The sequence below is a fragment of the Microbacterium sp. CCNWLW134 genome, assembly GCF_037083565.1.
Lineage (GTDB): Bacteria > Actinomycetota > Actinomycetes > Actinomycetales > Microbacteriaceae > Microbacterium.
In genome coordinates, this window is record NZ_JBAOJU010000001.1 from 667,449 (window position 1) to 688,239 (window position 20,791).

Here is a 20,791-nt window from a genome sequence, read left to right on the forward strand (position 1 = left end):
GGCTACCGGCGGCGGGCCTCCTAGGCTGGACCCATGCTGGTGCCGATCGCGAACGATCCCCGTGACTACGCCTGGGGGTCGACCACCCTTCTGGCCGAGCTCGAAGGACGCGAGCCCTCGGGCCGCCCCGAGGCGGAGGTGTGGTTCGGCGACCACCCGGGGTCGCCGGCGCGGGTCGTCGGGGGGCGGTCGTTGGACGAGTGGCTGGCCGAGGAGGGCCGTGCGGCCGGAGCCCCGGCCAGGCTTCCGTACCTGCTGAAGCTCCTCGCTGCGGCATCCGCCCTGTCGATCCAGGCGCATCCGACGATCGCGCAGGCACAGGAGGGGTTCGCGCGTGAAGACGAGGCGGGCATCCCGGTGGATGCCGCGCACCGCACCTATCGCGACCTCAACCACAAACCCGAGCTCATCGTCGCCGTCTCCGACGAGTTCGTCGCGATGGCGGGGCTTCGCGACGTCGCCGCCACCCGGCGGCTGCTGATGGCGCTGGGCGATGCCGCTGCTCCGCTGGAGGCGGCGCTCGCGGCAGCCGACCCGTCGACGGGTTTGCGCGCGGCTCTGACGTGGGCGCTCTCCGGGGCGACCTCCGATGATCTCGATGCCCTGCTCGGGGCAGTGCAGGCGGCGCGCTCGGAGGAGTTCGCCGCAGAACTGGACAACGCCCGGCAGCTGATCGCCGATCACCCCGGCGACCCGGGCATCGTGGTAGCTCTGCTGATGAATCTCGCCACCCTGCGTCGGGGAGAGGGGCTGTTCGTCGATGCGGGCGTGCTCCACGCCTATGTGCGGGGTCTCGGCGTCGAGATCATGGCCGCGAGTGACAACGTGCTGAGGGGCGGGTTGACGCCCAAGCACATCGACGTCGACGAACTGCTCTCGATCGTCGACACCGCACCCGGGCCTGCCCGCGTGGTGCGGCCGCGCCCCGACGGCGAGGGCATCGGCCGCTACGACGTGCCGGTCGCCGACTTCGCGCTGACCACGGCTGAGGTGCGGGGGAACGCCGTCGAGGTGCCGCTGTCGGGCACCGCGCTCGTCGTGGCCACCGAGGGCGACGTGACGGTCGCCGGCGGCAGCGGCGATGCGGTGCCGCTCCGGCCCGGTCATGCGGTTCTCGTCGCCCCCGACGAGCGCGCCGTCGTGCTCCACGGCACCGGTCGCGTCTTCCTCGCCGAACCCGGCCGGTGAGACTTCTCTCATCTTTGCCGGAATCATCCGCGGCGTGATCGAACCGCGACACGCCGACGGCGCGTCGTGAAGATTCACCCGCCGGTTGAGGGTTTACGATCCGCGACTTGACCACGGCGAACTACACGGGTGTAATTACTCGTACACGCAGCAGGGCGTGGGTGACAGGTGGGAGAACGAGATGGCGGCGCAATACCGTTCCGGCGTTCCCGACAATTGGTTCGTCGATCCGGTTCAGCTGGGGGTCCCGGGCGTTCGTCGCCCTGTCGTCGAAGACGAAGAGACCCAGCTCGGCTGGCAGACCGACGCGCTGTGCTCGCAGACCGATCCGGAGGCGTTCTTCCCCGAGAAGGGCGGCTCGACCCGTGATGCCAAGCGCATCTGCTCCTCGTGCGATGTTCGCACCGAATGCCTGGAGTACGCGCTGCAGAACGACGAGCGGTTCGGCATCTGGGGCGGATTGAGCGAGCGGGAGCGCCGCAAGCTCAAGCGGCGGGCCGGCTGACGACGACAACGAGGGGATGCTGCGGCGTCCCCTTCGTCGTCTTCGCGGCGCGTGCGCCCCGGCCCCACCGGCTTCGCGCCTAGGCTGACCAGGTCATGCCCGCGAGAGTCCATGCCTTTCTCGTCGTGCGCCCCGACGGGCGGACGACGGCGGCCCCCCACCTGCGTCGCACGCTGGCGGCGCTGCGGCAGCAGTCCCGTCCCGTCGACGCGCTGACGATCGTGCTCTGCGGCGAAAGCGCCGGGCTGTCTGAGATCGCGGCCGCGTCCGGTGCCGAGTCGGTCATCACCGCCTCGGCCTCGACGGGGTTCGCCGCGGCGACGGCGCTGGCCTCCCACCGGCTCGACGGCGACGCGGTGTGGCTGCTCGCCCAGGACACCGCGCCCGAGCCCGACGCGCTCCGGCAGCTCGTCGGCGCCCTGGAGCTCGCGCCGTCGGTCGCGTTCGTCGCCCCGAAACTCGTGCGGTGGGATGACCGCAGCGAGATCGTCTCGCTGGGTGTCACACTGACCCGGCTCGGTCGCACGGTCGGACTCGCCGACGGCGAGCTCGATCAGGGGCAGCACGACGCCCGGCAGGATGTGCTGGGCGCCGACGTGCGCGGTCTTCTCGTCCGCGCCGACGCGTGGCGAGCGCTCGAGGGCCTGGACCCCGCACTCAGCGGTGCCGACGAGGGGCTCGACCTCGGCATCCGCGCCCGCCTCGCCGGGTCTCGGGTCTCGCTCGTCCCATCGGCGCTCGTCGCCAGCGAGGGCGATGGCGTCGCCGGCCTTCCGGCGCCGACGACGGCCCGGCGGCGCCGCCGGCGGGCGTTCGCGACGCGCGCCGCAGAGCTTCATCGCCGCCTCGTCTACGCCCACCCCGCCGCGGTCTTCGCCCTCTGGCTGACGATCCTGCCCATCGCGGTGTGGCGCACCGCGGCCCACCTCGTCACCAAACAGCCCGAACGCGTGCTCCCCGAATGGTGGGCCGCCGTGGTGACCCTCGTGCGCATCCCCCCTGTGGTGCGCGCGCGCCGTCGCATCCGTCGCACCCGCCAGGCGTCGTGGCAGCAGCTGGCCGCCCTCCGCATCTCGCAGAGCGAGCTGCGGGAGCGTCTCGACGACGAGGCCGACGCCGAAGCGGCCACCGACTCGGGCGTCTACGTTCGACGCGACCTGCACTTCTTCACCGGCGGCGGGGCGTGGCTGGTGCTCGGTGCGCTGGTGGTCTCGGTCGCGGCCTTCACCGCCCTCCTCGCCTGGCCCGTGATGGGCGGCGGCGGTCTGCTGCCGCTGCGCACGACGCTGGCCGAGCTCTGGGCCGACGCGGCCTTCGGCAGGCGCCAGCTCGGCCTCGACGTCGTCGGCCCGGCCGACCCGTTCGCCACCCTCCTGGCGATCATCGGAAGCCTGTGGCCGGGTGACCCGTCACGGGCACTCGTGCTGCTGTGGGTCCTGGCCCTGCCGCTGGCGGCCGCAGGCGGCTGGTTCGCCGCCACGCGCGTCACCGAGCGCTCGGGCCTGCGCCTGCTGGGCGGCGCGCTGTGGGCGCTCGCCCCGGCGTTCCTGGCCGCCCTCACCGAGGGGCGACCTGCGGCGGTCATCCTCCATCTTCTTCTGCCGTGGCTGTTCTACACCGGCGCCGTGGCCCACCGCTCGTGGGCCGCAGCCGGGGTCGCCTCCCTGCTCCTTGCGGCGGTGATCGCCTGCGCGCCGTCGCTCGCCCCGGCGTTCGTCGCCCTGTGGGTGCTGGCGCTGCTGCTGAGCATCGTCGCGCGTTCGGGACGCGGGACCGCGCAGCTGGTCTGGACGCTCGTGCCGACCGTGGTCATGGCCGCACCGCTGGTGTGGTGGCAGGGGATGGCGGGGCAGTGGTGGGCGCTCGTGGCCGATCCGGGTCTGCCGTGGTCGGGTTCGCAGGTCGGTGCCGACGTCGTCGGCCGGAGCCTGCTGATCGCCGGTCTTCCTTCCCCCGACGCCGGGGGATGGGCGACGATGCTCGACGGGATCTGGGTGTGGTGGGTGCCGCTCCTGGTCGCTCCGCTCGCGGTCCTCGCGCTCCTGGCCCCCCTCACGCCGCGGTGGGCGACCGGGATCAGCCTGCTCGTCATCACCGCGCTCGGCATCGTCACCGCTTTCGTCGCGGTGGGCATCTCGGTCTCGGTGAGGGCAGGGGCGAGCGTGCCGCTGTGGCCGGGCCCCGGCCTGAGCCTCGCATGGATCGGCCTGGTGGGCGGTTCTCTCGTCGCTCTGGACGCCGGTTTCGCCCCGCGGATGCGCGGTGCACGGGTCGCCGCAGCCTTCACCGCGGGTCTTGCCATCGCCGTCCTCGCCGTGCCGCAGCTCACCGCGCTCGCCCGGGGCGCGTCGGAACTCACCAACGGACCCGACAGCACCCTCCCCGCCTTCATCGCCGCCGAGGGTGGCGACGACCCCGACGTCGGGACTCTCGTGCTCACCCCGCAGAACGGCGGCGGGGTGGCCGCGGCGGTGATCTGGGGTGAGAGCGAGACGCTCAGCGGGCAGAGCACCCTGGAGGCCACGCGCGCCACCCCCACGGCCGCCGATTCGACCGTCGCGACCCTGGCAGTGGACCTCATCTCCACGACCGGGGAGGGCTCGGTCGCCGAGCTCGCCGATCGCGGGATCGGCTTCGTCGTGCTCGCGCCGGCCGCGATCCCCGAGTCCGACGCCGCTCGCGCGTTCCGGCTGGACGCCGTTCTCGCCCTCGACCAGCGGGACGGGCTGGACAATGCCGGCGCCACCCCGAAAGGCGAGCTGTGGCGCGTGACCGGCGAGGTCGCCGAGCGACCGGATCTGCCGGCGTCCGCCGCCGACCTCTCACGCCTGATCCTCTGGGCGAACCTCGCCGTGCTCGCGATCGCGCTCCTGCTCGCCGTGCCCACGCGGGCATCGCGCCGCGCGGCGCGGCGGACACCCCGCATCGTCGGCTTCGGCACGAGCGGGCCAGGCGCTTTGGAGGAGCGATGAGCGATCGCCGCAGATTCCGTTGGGCCGCCACGAGTGCCCGGATGCTGGCGGGCACCCTTGCCGCGGCCGGATTCGTCGTGGGCATCGTGACTCTGTCGGCCGTGCCCTGGCCGACGGTCGAACGCGCACCGCTCGCCATCTCGGTCACCCCCCAGCCCGACACCGTCACGCTCGCGTGCCCCGGCGGCCTGATCGCCCTGGGCCGCACCGCCGAGGACGCGCTCGGGCTGAGCCAGGCGGCCGTCGCCGCCGTGACAAGCGGAGGGACGAGCGGAGGACGACCCGATGACGCCGCCGCGGAGCCTCGCATCCTCGAGACCGAGGTGCCCGAGGCCGTCGGGCCCGAGGCGTACACGGCCGAGCCGGCGGGTCGAGAAGCCGCGGCGCTCGCCGCCGCCGGCGCGGCGACCGTGTCGGACCCCGATCTCTCCGGGTTCGCTGCGTCGGCGTGTCGTCCGCCGCTCACGGAGTCGTGGCTGGTCGGCGGGTCGGGAACGACCGGGGCCGCCGACCTCGTCATCCTCACCAACCCCGGCTCGGTCCCCGCGACCGTCCAGCTCACCCTTTTCGGTGCGTCGGGGGAGCAGCAGCCCGCCGGTGGCGCCGACATCGTGGTGCGCGCGGGGGCTCAGCGCATCGTCCCGCTGGCGGGTCTGCTCCTCGGCGAGCAGAGCCCGGTCATCCGGGTCACCGCCACCGGGGCCCCGATCCAAGCGTCACTGCAGACCAGTGTCACCCGCACCCTGCAGGCGGCGGGCATCGACCAGATCGGCCCGATCGTCGCGCCCTCGACCGAGCAGGTGATCGCCGGGGTGGCGGTGCCCGCCGCGACGCAGGGCGAGGGTGCCGGGGAAGGCGCCGAGACGATCGTGCGCGTCATGGCGCCCGCTGCCGGCGCCGCCGGTCCGGTCTCGGCGACGGTCACCGCCACAGACGCCGCGACCGGGGCGAGCATCGGATCGCCTGTCGTCGTGCCGCTCGAACCGGGTGTGCCGCTCGAAGCGGAGGTGACCGGTCTCACCGAGGGTGAGTACGTGATTCGCGTCGAGGCCGACGCGCCGGTGGTGGCCGCCGCGTGGCACACCAGCGGGTTCGTGCAGGGAAGCGACTTCGCCTGGTTCACCCCGGCCCCGGCCCTCGGCCAGACGGCCCTCGTCGCCGCTCCCGCGGGCCCTGCGCCGGTGCTCACGCTCGCCAACAGCGGCGAGGAGCCGGCGACCGTCACCGTCTCGACGCTCGAGGGGGCCGTGATCCAGACCGTCGAGGTGCCCGCGGACGGGTCGGCGGTCGTGCCGGCCGAACCCCGCACCGTCTCGGTCATCGAGACATCGGGCGGCGTCATCCACGTCGGGATGTCGCTGTCCGGTGACAACGCTCTCGCCGGCTACCCGGTGTGGCCATCGGATGCGGCGGCGCCGCCGACCGTCGTCTACCCCTGAGCCGACATCCGGGCGCAGCTCAGAGGAAGCGGAAGCGCTCCGGACCGAGGTCCCACGGATCGCGGTCGAGGTACTCGGCAGCGGCGCGGAACACGCAGCTCTCGATCATCATGCGGCGGTGCAGATCGTCGTTGCGGTGCAGATGGCCGAGGCGTTCGATGGGGATCCGGTAGAGGATGATGCGCTTGCGCTCGCGGGAGACGACCCAGCGGGGGATGCCGTCGGCGTCGGTCGCGGGAGGCATGTCGGCCATCTCGAAGCTCACCTCGCGCAGCTCGGGCCACGCGGAGCGGAGGAATTCGGCCACGGAGCCCACCGCCAGGTCGAACCTCTCCACCCGGGTGTCCAGCGGCGGGAGCGGCGGGCGCACGACAGGGCTGCGACCTTCGCGACCATGTCGTCCGTGACGGTCGGGGCGGGAGTACGCCTGCGCGCTTCGTGCTCGACGCCAGGCCATGCGTTCATCCTACGGCGCGGCATCCGGTCGCTGTCCGAGGTCGTGACTAGCGTGAAGGACGATGCGCGACAGACTCTGCTCCAAGGTCGGCTGCGCCCGTGAGGCGACGTCGACACTGACCTTCGATTACGGCGACCAGATGGCGGCCCTGGGGCCGCTCGGGCGGACCGGCGATCCCCATGCGCACGACCTCTGCGCGATCCACACCGAGCGAATGTCGGTCCCGAAGGGCTGGGTCGTCGTCCGGCACGAGACGCTGCGCGTCTGACGCCCCCCGCGCGCAGCCTTGAGCTGCCGGCCGGCCGGGAGAAGCGACGGCGTGGGAGAATGGGCCAATGGCCACTCCCACTGTCGCCGTCGCGCCCGCGGCATCCGATTCCTCCGCCACCACCGTCGACGAAGCCCGCTCGATCGACTACTCCGTCGCCGACCTGTCGCTCGCACCGGCCGGACGCCACCAGATCCGTCTCGCCGAGAACGAGATGCCCGGACTCATGGCGCTTCGAGAGGAATTCGGGCCGTCGCAGCCGCTGCGCGGGGCCCGCATCGCCGGATCGCTGCACATGACCGTGCAGACCGCGGTGCTGATCGAGACCCTCGTGGCTCTCGGCGCCCAGGTGCGCTGGGCCAGCTGCAACATCTTCTCCACCCAGGATGAGGCCGCCGCCGCGGTCGTCGTCGGCCCGACCGGCACGGTCGAGCACCCCGCCGGGGTGCCGGTGTTCGCGTGGAAGGGCGAGACGCTCGAGGAGTACTGGGCGTGCACCGACCGCATCTTCGACTGGTCGGCCGAGGGCGCAACGGGGCCGAACCTCATCCTCGACGACGGCGGCGACGCCACGCTCCTGGTGCACAAGGGCGTCGAGTTCGAGAAGGCCGGCGCCGTGCCCGATGCCGACGAGGGGGCTTCGGCGGAGTACCGGATCGTGCTCGAGACGCTTCGCCGGAGCCTCGCCCGCGATCCGCAGCGCTTCACCCGCATGGCCGCCGACCTCGTCGGCGTCACTGAGGAGACGACCACGGGCGTGCACCGCCTCTACGAGCTCGCCGCCGCCGGGACGCTGCTCTTCCCCGCCATCAACGTCAACGACTCGGTGACGAAGTCGAAGTTCGACAACGTCTACGGCATCCGCCACTCGCTGCCTGACGGGCTGAACCGCGCCACCGACGTGCTCATCGGCGGCAAGGTCGCCTTCGTCGCAGGGTACGGGGATGTCGGCAAGGGCGCCGCCGAGGCGCTGCGCGGCCAGGGAGCCCGCGTGATCGTCGGCGAGATCGACCCGATCTGCGCGCTGCAGGCCGCGATGGACGGCTTCCAGGTGGCGCGACTGGAGTCGGTGCTCGGCCAGGTCGACATCGTGGTGACGGGAACCGGGAACACCGGCGTGGTCACCGTCGAGCACCTCCTCGGGCTCAAGCACCTCGCGATCGTGGCGAACGTCGGCCACTTCGACGACGAGATCGACATGGCGGGCCTGGAGTCGCTCGCCGGTGCGGAGCGTGTCGAGATCAAGCCGCAGGTTCACGAGTGGCGCCTGCCGAACGGTCGGAGCGTGCTCGTCCTCAGCGAGGGACGCCTGATGAACCTGGGGAACGCCACGGGGCACCCGTCCTTCGTCATGAGCGCGTCGTTCACCAACCAGGTGCTCGCCCAGCTGGAGCTCTACACGCGCCGCGAGGAGTACCCGACGGGTGTCTACGTGCTTCCCAAGGCGCTGGATGAGAAGGTCGCGCGTCTGCACCTCGCTGCGCTGGGCGTCGAGCTCACCGAGCTCTCACCCGCGCAGGCGGCTTACATCGGTGTGCCGGTGGAGGGTCCGTACAAGCTGGATCACTACCGGTACTGAGCCGACAGGGCGGATGACCCGGAGTCAGCGCTCCGGGAAACCGCGCGGTGCTGCGGTCTCACCCGAGGTGAGGGCGGCCACGCGCCGCGCCTCCAGGGTGAGCGCGCGATATTCGCGGTCGCGGCGGATGCTCGCCACCGCCCGCAGGAGGGTCTCGGGGTCGGAGGGGGGCAGCGGCGAGACGTGCGCCGCCACCTCGTTCGCGAGCGACATCGCCACCCGGGCGCGAGCGGCCGGCTCGAGGTTCACCGCATTGCGGACGAACTGCGCGATGCGCCGGGCGAGCGGGTCGGGCAGCCGCGCGACATCCGCGATCGTCGCCCAGCCTTCGAGCGCCGGCGGCATGCCGGGGGCCGGGGCGGGGAGGCGCGGGGTGCGGGTGCGCTCGGCGTAGGTGCCGGCCAGCAGGTCACCCAGCCGCTGCGAGCGCGGAGTGAAGGCGCCCACGATGGCGGCGAGGGCCCCCACCGTGAACCAGATCTCGAGGACGCCGACCAGGGCGCGGATGAACGCCTGCCGGAAGCCGGAGGCGCCGCCGTCGCTGCGGACGATCCGCCCGCCGACGGCGAGCTTGCCGACGCTGCGGCCGCGGGTGGCGGTCTCCACCACGGTGGGGAGGACGACGAGCACGATCACGATGACCGCGATGGTGAGGATCGGGGTCACGACCGGGTCGAGGGCGCCGGAGGCGGTGAGCCACCCGGCGGCGATCGCGAACAGGATGAGGATCGCGGCCCCGATGAGAACGTCGATGAGAGTGCCGAGGGCGCGCAGGAAGAAGCCGATCGGCTGCACGTCGAGGGCGACGGCCTCGCCGGTGAGGATCTCGTCCTGGTCGATCTCCACGATCTGCGGACGGGCTGGCCCGGCGTTTCGCGGGTCCGTGCCGGCGCGCGGGGAAGAGGTGGTCGCCGAGCCGTCGGAGGGCATGACTACAGTGAAACACATGGACCTCGACGCCCTCACCGCTGCGCGGCGGGAGGAGTGGGCGCGACTGGACGAGCTCAGCAGCCGCCGGCGCCTGACCGGAGTCGAGGTCGACGAGCTCGTCGACCGGTATCGCGCGGCGTCGGCGGATCTCGCCGAGATCAAGACCACGGCGGGGCGGACACCCGAGGGCGACCACGTCTCGACGATCCTCGCCCGCGCGCGGCTGCGGCTGACCGGTGGGCGGGAGAACCCGCTGCGACAGATCCCCCGATTCTTCCTGCTGCAACTGCCCGCGGCCCTGTACCGGCTGCGGTGGACGACGCTGGTGATCGCGCTGTCCTTCATCGCCGTCGGTGCGGTCGTGGCGTTCTGGATCTCCTCCGATCCGGCGCTCGTCGCGACCCTCGGGCCCCAGGCCCAGCTGGAGTACTACGCCGAGGAGCAGTTCACCTCGTACTACAGCGAGAACCCCGCCGCCGCGTTCGCCGGCACGGTGTGGACCAACAACGCGTGGATCGCCGCCCAGTGCGTCATGTTCGGCATCACCGGGATCTGGCCCGTGATGGTGCTCGTTCAGAACGCCGTCGCCGTCGGCACGGCCGCGGCCATCATGCTCGCGTTCGACCGCGGCGACGTCTTCATCCTGTTCATCCTTCCGCACGGTCTGCTCGAGCTGACGTGCATCTTCGTCGCCGGGGCGGCGGGACTCCACATCTTCTGGGCGTGGGTGGCGCCGGGTCGCAGGCCGCGGGCCGAGGCTCTCGCCGCCGCCGGGCGCTCGCTGGCGACGGTCGCGATCGGCCTCGTGCTCGCCCTGGCGGTCGCGGGTGTCATCGAGGGCTTCGTCACGGCGCAGCCGTGGCCGTGGCCGGTCAAGATCGGCATCGGCGCGCTGGCGCTCGGCGCGTTCCTCGCCTACATGCTCATCGTCGGCCGCCGCGCCGACCGACTCGGCGAGACCGGCGACATGACCGAGTTCGAAACCGGCACGCCCACCCTCGTCGCCGGCTGAGGGCGCGGCGCGGGCGCGAAGGTCGCGCAGTTGGCGGGACGGAACTCGCGGCTGCTCTCGACACCTTCGCGCAACGCGCCCGACACCGCGTGTTCTTTTGATCGACTAAAAAGAACGGACTAGGGTGGAGGCGTGACTTCGCCCGCCGCACCGACCTCCGCCGACGCGCTCCGCGCGGCGGGCCTGCGGGTCACCGACTCGCGGCGCGCGGTGCTCGATGCGCTCACCGATGCGCCGCATTCCAGCGCCGACGAGCTGTATCGGCGCGTCGCGCGGATCAACCCGCAGACGAATCTGCAGTCGGTGTACAACGCCCTGGCCGACTTCGTCGCTGCAGGGGTCGCGCGGCGCATCGAGCCGGCCGGTCACCCGGGGTTGTACGAGCGCCGCGTCGCCGACAACCACCATCACCTCGTCTGCACGTCGTGCGGCGCGGTCGCCGACGTCGACTGCGTCGTCGGCGAGGCTCCCTGTCTGCATCCGTCGTCGGCGCACGGCTTCGCCGTGCACACCGCCGAGGTGACGTTCTGGGGCCTGTGCGCGGACTGCCGGCCCCTCGGCGCCACATCGGACACCGGCGTCCCGGCGCCCGTCCCCCCGACGACGCGGCGGTGACGCGACGGGCTTCGGCCCGGCATCCGCGCCCCGTCCCTCGCGCCGCCACGTCCATCATCCCCACCCCCTGAGGAAGGAAACACATGACGCATCACGACGACGTCACCACCGCCACCGACAGCACCGACACCGCCACGGGCATCGGCGGCGAGACCGAGGTCGACCAGGCCGTCACGGTCACCGACGAGCCCGATCAGCAGGCAGGCTCGTGCCCGGTGGTGCACACCGCGATGCCGCACCCCACCGCCGGCTCGGCGAACCGGGTGTGGTGGCCGAACCAGCTGAACGTGCGCATCCTGGCGAAGAACCCGGCCGAGCGCGACCCGCTGGGTGCCGACTTCGACTACCGCGCCGCGTTCGAAGCCCTCGACCTGGCCGCCGTCAAGCGTGACATCGCCGAACTGCTCACCACCTCGCAGGACTGGTGGCCCGCCGACTTCGGCCACTACGGCCCGCTGATGATCCGCATGGCGTGGCACAGCGCCGGCACCTACCGGGTCACCGACGGGCGCGGCGGCGGCGGCGCCGGACAGCAGCGCTTCGCGCCCCTGAACAGCTGGCCCGACAACGTCAACCTCGACAAGGCACGCCGCCTTCTCTGGCCCGTCAAGAAGAAGTACGGCCAGAGCATCTCGTGGGCCGACCTCATGATCCTCGCCGGCAACGTCGCGCTCGAGGACATGGGCTTCCCGACCTTCGGATTCGCCGGCGGCCGCGCCGACGTGTGGGAGCCCGACGACGATGTGTACTGGGGCGCCGAGACCGAGTGGATGGGCAGCGACAAGCGTTTCTCGGGAGAGGGGCGAGAGCTCGACAAGCCGCTGGGTGCTACCCACATGGGGCTCATCTACGTCAACCCCGAGGGGCCTGAGGGAAACCCCGACCCCGTCGCCGCTGCGCACGACATCCGTCAGACCTTCGCCCGCATGGCGATGAACGACGAGGAGACCGTCGCTCTCATCGCCGGGGGCCACACCTTCGGCAAGACCCACGGTGCCGCGCCGGACTCGGCGCTCGCCGACAACCCCGAAGCCTCTCCGCTGGAGGAGCAGGGGCTCGGGTGGCGCAGCTCGCACGCCAGCGGCAAGGGCGATGACACCATCACCTCGGGCCTGGAGGTCACCTGGACCTACCACCCCACCCGCTGGGACAACGAGTTCTTCCACATCCTCTTCGCCTACGAGTGGGAGCTGATGAAGAGCCCGGCGGGCGCCCACCAGTGGCGTCCGAAGAACGGTGCCGGCGCCGACATGGTGCCGCTGGCTCACGACGGCTCGAAGCGGCGCGAACCGCGCATGCTCACCACCGACCTCGCGCTGCGCATGGATCCGGAATACGAGAAGATCTCGCGCCGGTTCCTTGAGAGCCCCGAAGCCTTCGCCGACGCCTTCGCCCGCGCCTGGTTCAAGCTCACCCACCGCGACATGGGTCCGCGCGACCGGTACCTGGGTGCCGAGGTGCCCGAAGAGGTGCTGCTGTGGCAGGACCCCGTGCCGGCGGTCGACCACGAGCTCATCGACGCTGCCGACGCGGCGGCTCTGAAGACCGAGATCCTCGCCTCGGGTCTGACCGTCTCGCAGCTCGTCGGCACGACCTGGGCCGCAGCGTCGACCTTCCGCGGCAGCGACAAGCGCGGCGGCGTCAACGGCGCACGCATCCGCCTGGCCCCGCAGAAGGACTGGGCGGTGAACAACCCCGCGCAGTTGGCGGAGGTGCTGCCCGTCCTCGAGGGCATCCAGCAGCGCTTCAACGAGGCGCAGACCGACGGCACGCGCGTCTCGCTCGCCGACCTGCTCGTCCTCGCCGGCAACGCGGGTGTGGAGAAGGCTGCGGCCGAGGCCGGTGTCACCGTCGAGGTGCCCTTCCGGCCCGGGCGCACCGACGCCACCCAGGAGATGACCGACGCCGACTCGTTCGCATGGCTCGAGCCCGTCGCCGACGGCTTCCGCAACTACTACGGGCCCGACGCGACCCTCCCGGCCGAGTACCACCTGCTCGACCGCGCCAACCTCCTCACTCTCACCGCACCCGAGATGACGGTGCTCGTCGGGGGCCTGCGGGTGCTCGGCGCGAACTGGGACGGCTCGGACCACGGCGTCTTCACCGATCGGCCCGGCGCGCTCACGAACGATTTCTTCGTGAACCTGCTCGACCTCGGGGTGACCTGGAAGCCGCTCGACCCCGGCTCCCACGCCTTCCAGGGACGCCGTGACGGCAGCGGCGAGTCGGTCGGCATCGGCACCCGCGTCGACCTGGTGTTCGGCTCGAACTCCGAGCTGCGCGCGCTCGCCGAGGTGTACGCGAGCGACGACGCGACCGAGAAGTTCGTGCGCGACTTCGTCGCCGCCTGGACCAAGGTCACCGAGCTCGACCGCTTCGACCTCGTCTAAGGGTCGCCGCCGAGCATCCCTCGCAGGGATCGGGCCCGTTCTCCTCACGGAGGGCGGGCCCGTCCTCGTCGAAGGGAGGGCGTGAAGAGCGGATGACGCGGCCCGGCGTCAGCGCGTCCGGGCCTCCTTCTGCGCCGGCGGCGCAGGCGTCTTCTCGAACAGCGCCCGGTGCAGGAATCCCGCGAGGAGACCCCCGACGATCGGGAACACGATGAAGACCCACAGCTGCAGGAACGGCTCGGCTCCGCCGTAGACGGCGGTCGCGATCGAACGCGCGGGGTTGACGGAGGTGTTGTCGATCGGGATGGTCGCGAGGTGGATGAGGGTGAGGGTCAGGCCGATGGCGAGCCCGGCGAAGCCCGCGGTGCCGCGCTGCGGGTGGGTGACCCCGAGGATCACGATGACGAAGATCGCGGTGAAGAGCACCTCGGTGATGATCGCGGCGCCGAGGCCGAAACCGCCGGGGGAGAGCTCTCCGAAGCCGTTGCTGGCGAAACCGCCGTCCTGGGCCTGCGCGAGCCAGTCGCCGGGGCCGAAGAGGCCGATGAGCACGATCAGCGTCGTGCCGACGAGTCCGCCGACGATCTGTGCGATGAGGTAGGCGGGCACGTCGCGCCAGGCGAAGCGGCCGGCGGCGGCGAGTCCGAGCGTGACGGCGGGGTTGAAGTGACCCCCCGAGATCGGGCCGAAGGCGTAGATGCCGGCGATGAGGGTCAGACCGAACGCCAGGGACACGCCGACGAATCCGATGCCGAGCGAGGTGCCGTTCTCACTCGCGCCGACGTCGGCGGCGAAGAGGGCTGCCGAGATCGCGCCGAAGACGAGGAGGAAGGTTCCGAGCGCTTCGGCCACCAGCTTCGTGCTCGTCGAGGGCACGGCATCGCGCGCAGCGGGGTCGTGTCCGGCCGTGGGTGGTGCGTCCGACATGTCGGATTCCTTTCGTCGCGCCGAGCGTAGCGTCGCACGGGGGCGGCCTGTGTCCGCACACGCGGCTCACGCGCGGGCTCGCCTTCCCGCCCGAGGTCTGCCGCACACGCGGCCGGTCACAGCCGTCCGGCCGCCTTCAGGGCGAGGTAGCGGTCGGCGACGGCGGGCGGAAGATCGTCGGGCGAGGCGGCGATCGGCTCCGCGCCGGCACGACGGACCGCGGCGGCGACCCGTTCGGCGTCCCGCGCCGCCCGCGCGTAGGCGGCCTGCCGGTAGAGCTCGTCGGCGTCGGGTCGCGGGTCGGCGGGCACGGGATCGTCGGTGACCGAGGCCACGACGACGCGGGTGCGGGCGGTGAGCGCCGGGAGCGACCCGAGGAACCCGCGAGCAGCCTCGGGGGCGTCCTGGGCGGTCAGTAGTACCACGAGCGAGGGGCGGGAGGTGAGGCGTCGCACCTGTGCGATCGCCGCGTCCCAGTCGGTGTCGATCAGCTGCGGGTCCACCGGAGCCATCGCGTCGACGAGGGCGGGGAGGAGCCCGGGGCCGTCGACCCCGGTCACCCGGGCACGCACGAGGCGATCGAACATCACCAGGTGCACGTGGTCGCCCGCCCGCGATGCGAGGGCCGACAGCAGAAGTGCCGCTTCCATCGCCGCATCCATCCGCACCCCGTCGCCGACCCGCGCGGCCGCGGTGCGGCCGGTGTCGATGATGACGACCACGTGCCGGTCGCGCTCGGGCCGCCAGGTGCGGAGCATGGTCGTTCCGGCGCGGGCGGTCGCCCGCCAGTCGATGGAGCGCACGTCGTCGCCGCGGACGTACTCGCGCAGGCTGTCGAACTCGGTGCCCTGCCCCCGCACCTGGACGCTCGTGTTCCCGTCGAGTTCGCGCAGTCGTGCCAGGCGCGAGGGGAGGTGGCGCCGGGAGGTGAAGGGCGGAAGGACCCGCAGCGACCCCGGGGCGTCGAGGCGCCGCTGCCGGCCGGCGAGCCCCAGCGGACCGGCGCTGCGCACCACGAAGAAGTCGGTGCGCAGCTCACCACGCCGGCGGGGGAGCAGCGGCACCCGCACCCGGCGGGACTCGCCAGGCGGGATGTCGACCGCGGCGCGCTCGGGCGGCGCCCCGGCCGTGGGCTGCCAGGCATCGCGAACCCGCCCCCGCAGCGGCCGCGCGCCGATGTTGCGGAGCGTCAGGCCGGTCTCGACCTGCTGTCCGAGAAGGCTTCGCCGAGGGATGTCGCGGACGACGTCGAGCTGGCGCGGATCGGGCGCCGCCGCTGCATCCGCCAGCGCCAGAGCGATCGAGAGCACGGCCCAGCCCAGCATCGCCAGCCACGCGTCGACACCGGCGATCGAGAGCAGCACGACCGGCACCACGCCGAGACCGACGAAGAGGGGGAGGCGCCCGGTGACGTACACGCTCAGACCGGCACGCGCGTCTGCTGCACCACCGCGGTGAGCACGGCGTCGACCGACACGCCTTCGAGCTCGGCGTCGGGCCGCAGCCGGATCCGGTGCCGCCAGGTGGGCACGAGCAGTGTCTGAACGTGGTCGGGGGTGATCGCGGGGTAGCCGCCGAGCCAGGCCCAGGCCTTCGCCGCCGCGAGGAGCGCGGTGGTCGCCCGGGGGCTCACCCCCAGCTGTACCGATGGGCTCTGGCGGGTCGCCTGGGCGAGGTCGACGACGTACCCGAGTACATCGTCGGTGACCGTCACCCGCGCGGCGGCGTGCTGAGCTGCGACGATCTCTCCGGGGTCGATGACCCGCCGGAGGCCCGCGGCGCCGAGGTCGCGCGGGTCGAACCCCTCTGCATGGCGGCGGAGCACCGCAAGCTCCGCCTCGCGCGGCGGGAGGTCGACGATGAGCTTCAGCAGGAAGCGGTCGAGCTGGGCCTCGGGAAGGGTGTAGGTGCCCTCCTGCTCGATCGGGTTCTGCGTCGCAGCGACGAGGAACGGCGAAGGGAGCGCGCGGGTCACGCCGTCGGAGGAGACCTGGCGTTCCTCCATCGCCTCCAGCAGCGCCGCCTGGGTCTTGGGCGGGGTGCGGTTGATCTCGTCGGCGAGCACGATGTTGCTGAACACCGGGCCGGGGCGGAACTCGAACTCTCCGGTGCGCGCGTCGTAGACGAGCGACCCCGACACGTCGCCGGGCATCAGGTCGGGGGTGAACTGGATGCGCTTGGTGTCCAGGCCCAGGGCGGTGCTGAACGCGCGCACCAGGAGGGTCTTGGCGACCCCGGGCACGCCCTCGAGCAGCACGTGACCGCGGGCGAGGAGGGCGATGAGGAGGCCGGTGACCGTGCCGTCCTGGCCGATCACCGCCTTCCCGACCTCGGTGCGCACCCGGTGCATCGCGTCGCGGAGCGCCGGGTCGTCGAGCGTGGGTGCGGGCGCGCCGGCGGCAGTGCCGCCGGGGGCGGAGGCGGGCGGCTGATCGGTCATGGGCGGTTCCTTTCGGGACGGACGGCGTCGCGGAGGGCGGCTTCGAGTTCGCGCAGGCGCGAGGCGATGACGGTGAGCTGGGCGTCGTCGGTCGGCACATCGTCGAGGAGGATGCCGCGGACGACCCGCCGATCGGCGGAAAGCCGGTCGGCCGTGGCATCGGAGATCTCATCGGCCGCGGCGTTCGGGGCGAGGCCGACGAGCCGGGCCATTCGGCGCAGGGCCGCGATGCGGAGATCATCGGCGGCGTGCGCGGCATCGCGGGTCTGGGCGTACAGGCGCGCGCGGCCCTCGGCGGTCTCCGCGGCGCGGACCGTGACCGGGAGGCGCTCGCGCACGAGCGGACCGAACCGGCGGCCGCGCCAGATCGCGGCGGCCGCGGCGGCGAGGAGCAGGAGGGCGATGGCGGGACTCACCCAGGGCGGAGTCGACTCGCCGAGCGAGGGGTCGGTGTTCTCCAGGTCGGTGTCGCCGAGCATCGGGTCGTACCAGACCACGAGCGGATGCCGCGCGAGCAGGTTCACGCCGAGAGCGGCGTTTCCGTCCTCGGCCAGCACCTCGTTGACGAGGATCGCGCGGCCGTCGATCGCTGCGACGCGGCGCCCCTCGGTGTCGGAGACGACGAGGCCTGCCGCACCGTCGTCGGTGAGGTAGCAGCCCCGGGCGTCGTCGCCGGCGTCGAACACCGCGCCGGGGGCGACTGGGCCCGACCGCTCGGCGTCGGCGAGGTCGCACTGCGGGTCGAGCAGTGCGTCGGCGCGGCCGCCGACGGTCGTGCCCGGGAGGAAGAGACGGAGCGTGCGAGAGCGCGGATCGATGAGGACGACGTCGTCGGCGGGGGCGGCGAGAGCGGCGAGCCCGTCGTCGGAGAGGGCGGGGGTGTCGGGAAGCACCAGCGTGGACCCCGCGTCGCCTCCGTCGAGCGCGCGCGTGACGGCGTCCCGCGTGCGCGCGACCTCGACCTCGACGCCCTGATCGCGCAGCACCTCGACCAGCGCCCGCGTTCCGGTCGGGCCGGCCGACTCGGGGTCGAAGGCGTCGCGCTGGGCCCACTCGCCGAGACCCGACAGCAGGGCGCCGAGGCTGCCGACGGCGAGGAGGGCGACCGCGAGTGCGATCCAGCCCCCGATCCGCCGTCGCCGCGAGGGGGGTGACGGCGCGACGGAGGGGCCGGAATCGGTGCCGGGAGAGGCCGCGGTCATCCGATCGCACCCCTCCGGGCGAGCGCTGCCGGCCTCGCCGCGGCGAGCTGCTCGTCCAGGCGGCTCAGCCGGTCGTAGTCGTCGCGGGAACCCGGTCGACGCAGGTAGCGGACGTCGTCGAATGCGGAGGCGCCCGCCTCGAGATCCGCTGCGGCACTGGGGAAGACGCGCCCGGCGGACCGGGCGAACGCGTGCACCGTGGCGCCGGGCGGCGTGCTGACGACGCCGCGTTCGGCGAGGCCGCGCGCGAGCGCGCGGAATCGGAGGATGAGGGCCTCGTCCCACTTCCCGGCGTCGGCCGCGGATGCCGCGGCGCGGCGAAGATCGTCGGCGCCGCGTTCGTCGGAGTCGCCGAAGAGGGCGGCGACCGGCGCGGCGGCACGACGTCGTGCGCGGGGAAGACCCCACACCAGGAGGGCGACGATGATCAGGGCGGCCACGCCGATGGCCGCGATGAGGGCGAAGGTCGATCCCAGACCGCCGGAGACGTCGGTGGAGAAGAGTCCGCCGAGGAACTCCCCGATGGCGCGGGCGATGCGGTCGAAGGCCGTCGGCTCCGCCTCGGCGTAGATCGGATCCGACAGCTCCCGCTCCGCCCATTCCCGCGCCTCGTCGCCGTCCGGGGTGACGGGTGTCGCGCCGAGCATCCGTGCGACGCCGGAGATCACGGTGCGTCGCGGTCGGCGGTGTCGCCGCCGGGAGCGCCGCCGGGTGCCGTCCAGCTCGTCGGCGTCGCGCCTGCGGGCGGCGAGGGGGCTTCGACCTGCCCAGCCGGCGGCGGGGCGTACCCGGGCGGCGGGCCGTAGCCCTGGGGCGCGGGTGGGCCCGGAGGCGCAGGCGGCGGTCCGTAGCCCTGCGGCGCGGGATACCCCGGCGGTGGTCCGTAGCCCTGCGGAGCCGGGTACGCGGGGGAGGCCGGCACGGACGGTCGCGGCGCGATCGAACGGCCGACGTGCAGGCGGTAGGGGTCGGCGAGGTCGGTCCGCCCGGCGTCGCGCTGCTCGACGTAGCTCTGCAGATCGAGGTCGAGGCCCTCTCGACGCATGCGGCAGTCGATGTAGACCAGCGCCGATGCGGTGGACTGCACCACGACGGCCACGGCCTGGATGAGCAGGGTCACGACCTGGGTCAGGACCAGCCCGAAGATGAGGGCGACGATGGCGCCCGGCTCGGGGTCGCCGGTGGGGGAGATGATCGTCGTGACGCCGCTCGTGAGGAGGCTGAACGGCACGCTCACCAGCTGCGCGAGCACCGAGAAGGTCAGCGAGACGAGCACCAGCACACCCAGGCCCACCCAGAACCGGCCCCGGATGAGAACCCACGACCGCACGATGGCGCCGCGGATGGTGGCGTGCTCGAGGATGATCGCCGCGGGCGCGAGCATCAGCTTCGTCGACAGCCAGAGCACCAGCGGGATCGCGGCGAGCACCGCCAGCACGCTCAGGACGATGGCGACGGGGAGCGCCGCGAAGCCGATGGCGACGAGAAGGAGCACCACCAGGGTCACCGCGACGATGCCGGCCGCCGCGAGCAGGAACGCGTAGCCGATCAGTCGCCAGACCACGGGCTTCAGCTGGGCCCAGATCGCGCCCAGGGTCGGCTTCTCGGCGACGGCACCCCGAGCGACCTCGGTCACCACGACACCCTGGACGATGACGCCGACGGCGCCGGCGAGCAGGCCCAGCACGATGCCGGCGACGACCACGAGGGCGATCGACCCGGCGAGCACCGTGTCGAACTCCTCAGACCCCGGCCGCAGGGTGTCCAGGCGTGAGAACGCGCCGATGGCGATGGCGCCGATGGCGACGATCACCACGATGTAGGTGACGGCCTGGATGCCGAGGGCGAACCCGAGCAGCACCTTCGGGTTGTGCCTCAGTGCCGTGAACGACCTGCCGAGGATCGTGCCGAAGGTCAGCGGGTGCAGTGGGATGATGCCGGGCCGGGATGCCGGCGTCCACGCCGGGTACGACGTCACGGGGCGGTCCTCCTCGCGTGTGCGGCCATGCGGTCGCGGTCGCGCCGCACCGATTCCATCGTGTCATACCGTCGCGCAGCGGCCTCCGGACTCCCTGCTGATGCTCGGTGCGCCCCCAGGCGCCGTCGACTAGTGTTGCTCAGAGCGTTCGACACCCGTGGCGTCTCACCGAGCCCGACCGGACCCGAAGGACGAAAGACCCGATGACATCACGGATCCTGGTTGTCGACGACGACACCGCTCTGGCAGAGATGATCGGGATCGTGCTGCGCACCGAGGGCTTCGAGACCGCGTTCTGCGCAGACGGTGCTCGCGCGGTCGACGCATGGCGCGAGGAGCGGCCCGACCTCGTCCTGCTGGATCTGATGCTCCCCGGCATGGACGGCATCGAGGTATGCACCCGCATCCGGGCGGAGTCCGGCATCCCGATCATCATGCTCACCGCCCGCACCGACACCGCCGACGTCGTGCGGGGGCTCGAATCCGGTGCCGACGACTACATCGTCAAGCCCTTCAATCCCAAAGAGCTCGTCGCGCGCATCCGCACCCGCCTGCGCCCGGCCTCGCAGACGACCCCCGATGTGCTGCGCATCGGCGACCTCACCGTCGATGTCTCGGCGCACGAGGTCCGGCGCGGCGACGAACCGATCGCCCTCACCCCGCTGGAGTTCGAACTGCTCGTTGCCCTCGCCTCCAAGCCCCAGCAGGTGTTCTCGCGCGAGATGCTGCTCGAGCAGGTCTGGGGCTACCACTACAAGGCCGATACGCGTCTGGTGAACGTCCACGTGCAGCGCCTGCGTGCCAAGGTCGAGCGCGACCCCGACAACCCGCGCATCGTGACCACCGTCCGCGGCGTCGGCTATCGCGCGGGCGCCGTTGCGTGACGGTC

General features: G+C 72.6%; 18 protein-coding genes. 10 read left to right on the top strand and 8 right to left on the bottom strand.

Features of this window, described 5'->3' with window-relative positions; all coding sequences use genetic code 11:
- The first annotated feature begins 33 nt into the window (after nt 1-33).
- The 4 genes from manA (at nt 34) to V6S02_RS03090 (ending at nt 6,104) form a co-directional block, all read left to right on the top strand.
- Entirely contained in the window at nt 34-1,188 is a 1,155-nt protein-coding gene (gene manA, locus V6S02_RS03075) for a mannose-6-phosphate isomerase, class I (RefSeq protein ID WP_336399839.1), read from the top strand.
- Nucleotides 1,189-1,369: 181 nt separating this feature from the next.
- A complete protein-coding gene (locus V6S02_RS03080) occupies nt 1,370-1,693 on the top strand; it encodes a WhiB family transcriptional regulator (RefSeq protein ID WP_124294400.1) in 324 nt (107 codons plus the stop codon).
- Between the two features lie 95 nt (nt 1,694-1,788).
- A complete protein-coding gene (locus V6S02_RS03085; protein ID WP_336399840.1) occupies nt 1,789-4,665 on the top strand; it encodes a glycosyltransferase in 2,877 nt (958 codons plus the stop codon).
- On the top strand, nt 4,662-6,104 hold the full coding sequence (locus V6S02_RS03090; RefSeq protein ID WP_336399841.1) for a DUF5719 family protein: 1,443 nt from the start codon (nt 4,662-4,664) through the stop codon (nt 6,102-6,104). Before V6S02_RS03085 ends, V6S02_RS03090 begins: the two co-directional genes overlap by 4 nt.
- Nucleotides 6,105-6,123: 19 nt before the next feature.
- Here the strand turns inward: V6S02_RS03090 and V6S02_RS03095 are convergent, their stop codons facing one another.
- Nucleotides 6,124-6,561 (bottom strand): metallopeptidase family protein, encoded by a 438-nt coding sequence (locus V6S02_RS03095; protein WP_200829947.1) that lies wholly within the window; start codon nt 6,559-6,561, stop codon nt 6,124-6,126.
- Nucleotides 6,562-6,622: 61 nt separating this feature from the next.
- Here V6S02_RS03095 and V6S02_RS03100 point away from each other — a divergent pair, with 61 nt between their 5' ends.
- Together V6S02_RS03100 and ahcY are read left to right on the top strand one after the other, a co-directional pair.
- Nucleotides 6,623-6,829: a DUF3499 family protein gene (locus V6S02_RS03100; protein ID WP_124292740.1), complete on the top strand. Its 207-nt coding sequence runs from the start codon at nt 6,623-6,625 to the stop codon at nt 6,827-6,829.
- Between the two features lie 67 nt (nt 6,830-6,896).
- Nucleotides 6,897-8,408 (top strand): adenosylhomocysteinase, encoded by a 1,512-nt coding sequence (ahcY, locus tag V6S02_RS03105; protein ID WP_336399842.1) that lies wholly within the window; start codon nt 6,897-6,899, stop codon nt 8,406-8,408.
- Nucleotides 8,409-8,432: 24 nt separating this feature from the next.
- Here ahcY and V6S02_RS03110 read toward each other — a convergent pair whose 3' ends face one another.
- Nucleotides 8,433-9,338 (bottom strand): RDD family protein, encoded by a 906-nt coding sequence (locus V6S02_RS03110; RefSeq protein WP_124292742.1) that lies wholly within the window; start codon nt 9,336-9,338, stop codon nt 8,433-8,435.
- A 16-nt stretch (nt 9,339-9,354) separates the two neighbouring features.
- On the opposite strand from V6S02_RS03110, the gene V6S02_RS03115 reads away from it, so the two are divergent.
- The 3 genes from V6S02_RS03115 to katG all read left to right on the top strand — a co-directional run bounded on the left by V6S02_RS03115 (nt 9,355) and on the right by katG (nt 13,355).
- Nucleotides 9,355-10,350, top strand: a complete 996-nt coding sequence (locus V6S02_RS03115) for a stage II sporulation protein M (protein ID WP_336399843.1) — start codon at nt 9,355-9,357, stop codon at nt 10,348-10,350.
- 132 nt (nt 10,351-10,482) lie between these two features.
- Nucleotides 10,483-10,965 (top strand): Fur family transcriptional regulator, encoded by a 483-nt coding sequence (locus tag V6S02_RS03120; RefSeq protein WP_336399844.1) that lies wholly within the window; start codon nt 10,483-10,485, stop codon nt 10,963-10,965.
- Between the two features lie 83 nt (nt 10,966-11,048).
- Nucleotides 11,049-13,355 carry a catalase/peroxidase HPI gene (gene katG / locus V6S02_RS03125; protein ID WP_336399845.1) on the top strand — a complete coding sequence of 769 codons (2,307 nt, stop codon included), beginning with the start codon at nt 11,049-11,051 and terminating at the stop codon, nt 13,353-13,355.
- A gap of 108 nt (nt 13,356-13,463) precedes the next feature.
- Here katG and aqpZ read toward each other — a convergent pair whose 3' ends face one another.
- From aqpZ to V6S02_RS03155, 6 genes are all read right to left on the bottom strand, one after another.
- Nucleotides 13,464-14,282 (bottom strand): aquaporin Z, encoded by an 819-nt coding sequence (gene aqpZ, locus V6S02_RS03130; protein ID WP_124292746.1) that lies wholly within the window; start codon nt 14,280-14,282, stop codon nt 13,464-13,466.
- Nucleotides 14,283-14,398: 116 nt separating this feature from the next.
- Nucleotides 14,399-15,700 carry a DUF58 domain-containing protein gene (locus V6S02_RS03135; protein ID WP_336399846.1) on the bottom strand — a complete coding sequence of 434 codons (1,302 nt, stop codon included), beginning with the start codon at nt 15,698-15,700 and terminating at the stop codon, nt 14,399-14,401.
- Nucleotides 15,701-15,702: 2 nt separating this feature from the next.
- Entirely contained in the window at nt 15,703-16,722 is a 1,020-nt protein-coding gene (locus V6S02_RS03140; RefSeq protein ID WP_124292748.1) for an AAA family ATPase, read from the bottom strand.
- Nucleotides 16,719-17,924 (bottom strand): DUF4350 domain-containing protein, encoded by a 1,206-nt coding sequence (locus V6S02_RS03145; protein WP_240638801.1) that lies wholly within the window; start codon nt 17,922-17,924, stop codon nt 16,719-16,721. The genes V6S02_RS03140 and V6S02_RS03145 overlap by 4 nt, the downstream gene beginning before the upstream one ends.
- A complete protein-coding gene (locus tag V6S02_RS03150; protein WP_124292749.1) occupies nt 17,921-18,592 on the bottom strand; it encodes a DUF4129 domain-containing protein in 672 nt (223 codons plus the stop codon). Before V6S02_RS03150 ends, V6S02_RS03145 begins: the two co-directional genes overlap by 4 nt.
- The gene (locus V6S02_RS03155; protein WP_124292750.1) at nt 18,589-19,902 is read right to left on the bottom strand and encodes a glycerophosphoryl diester phosphodiesterase membrane domain-containing protein; all 1,314 of its coding nucleotides are present in this window, start codon (nt 19,900-19,902) and stop codon (nt 18,589-18,591) included. Before V6S02_RS03155 ends, V6S02_RS03150 begins: the two co-directional genes overlap by 4 nt.
- 203 nt (nt 19,903-20,105) lie before the next feature.
- Here V6S02_RS03155 and mtrA point away from each other — a divergent pair, with 203 nt between their 5' ends.
- Nucleotides 20,106-20,786, top strand: a complete 681-nt coding sequence (gene mtrA / locus V6S02_RS03160) for an MtrAB system response regulator MtrA (RefSeq protein ID WP_124292751.1) — start codon at nt 20,106-20,108, stop codon at nt 20,784-20,786.
- The last annotated feature ends 5 nt before the right edge of the window (nt 20,787-20,791 follow it).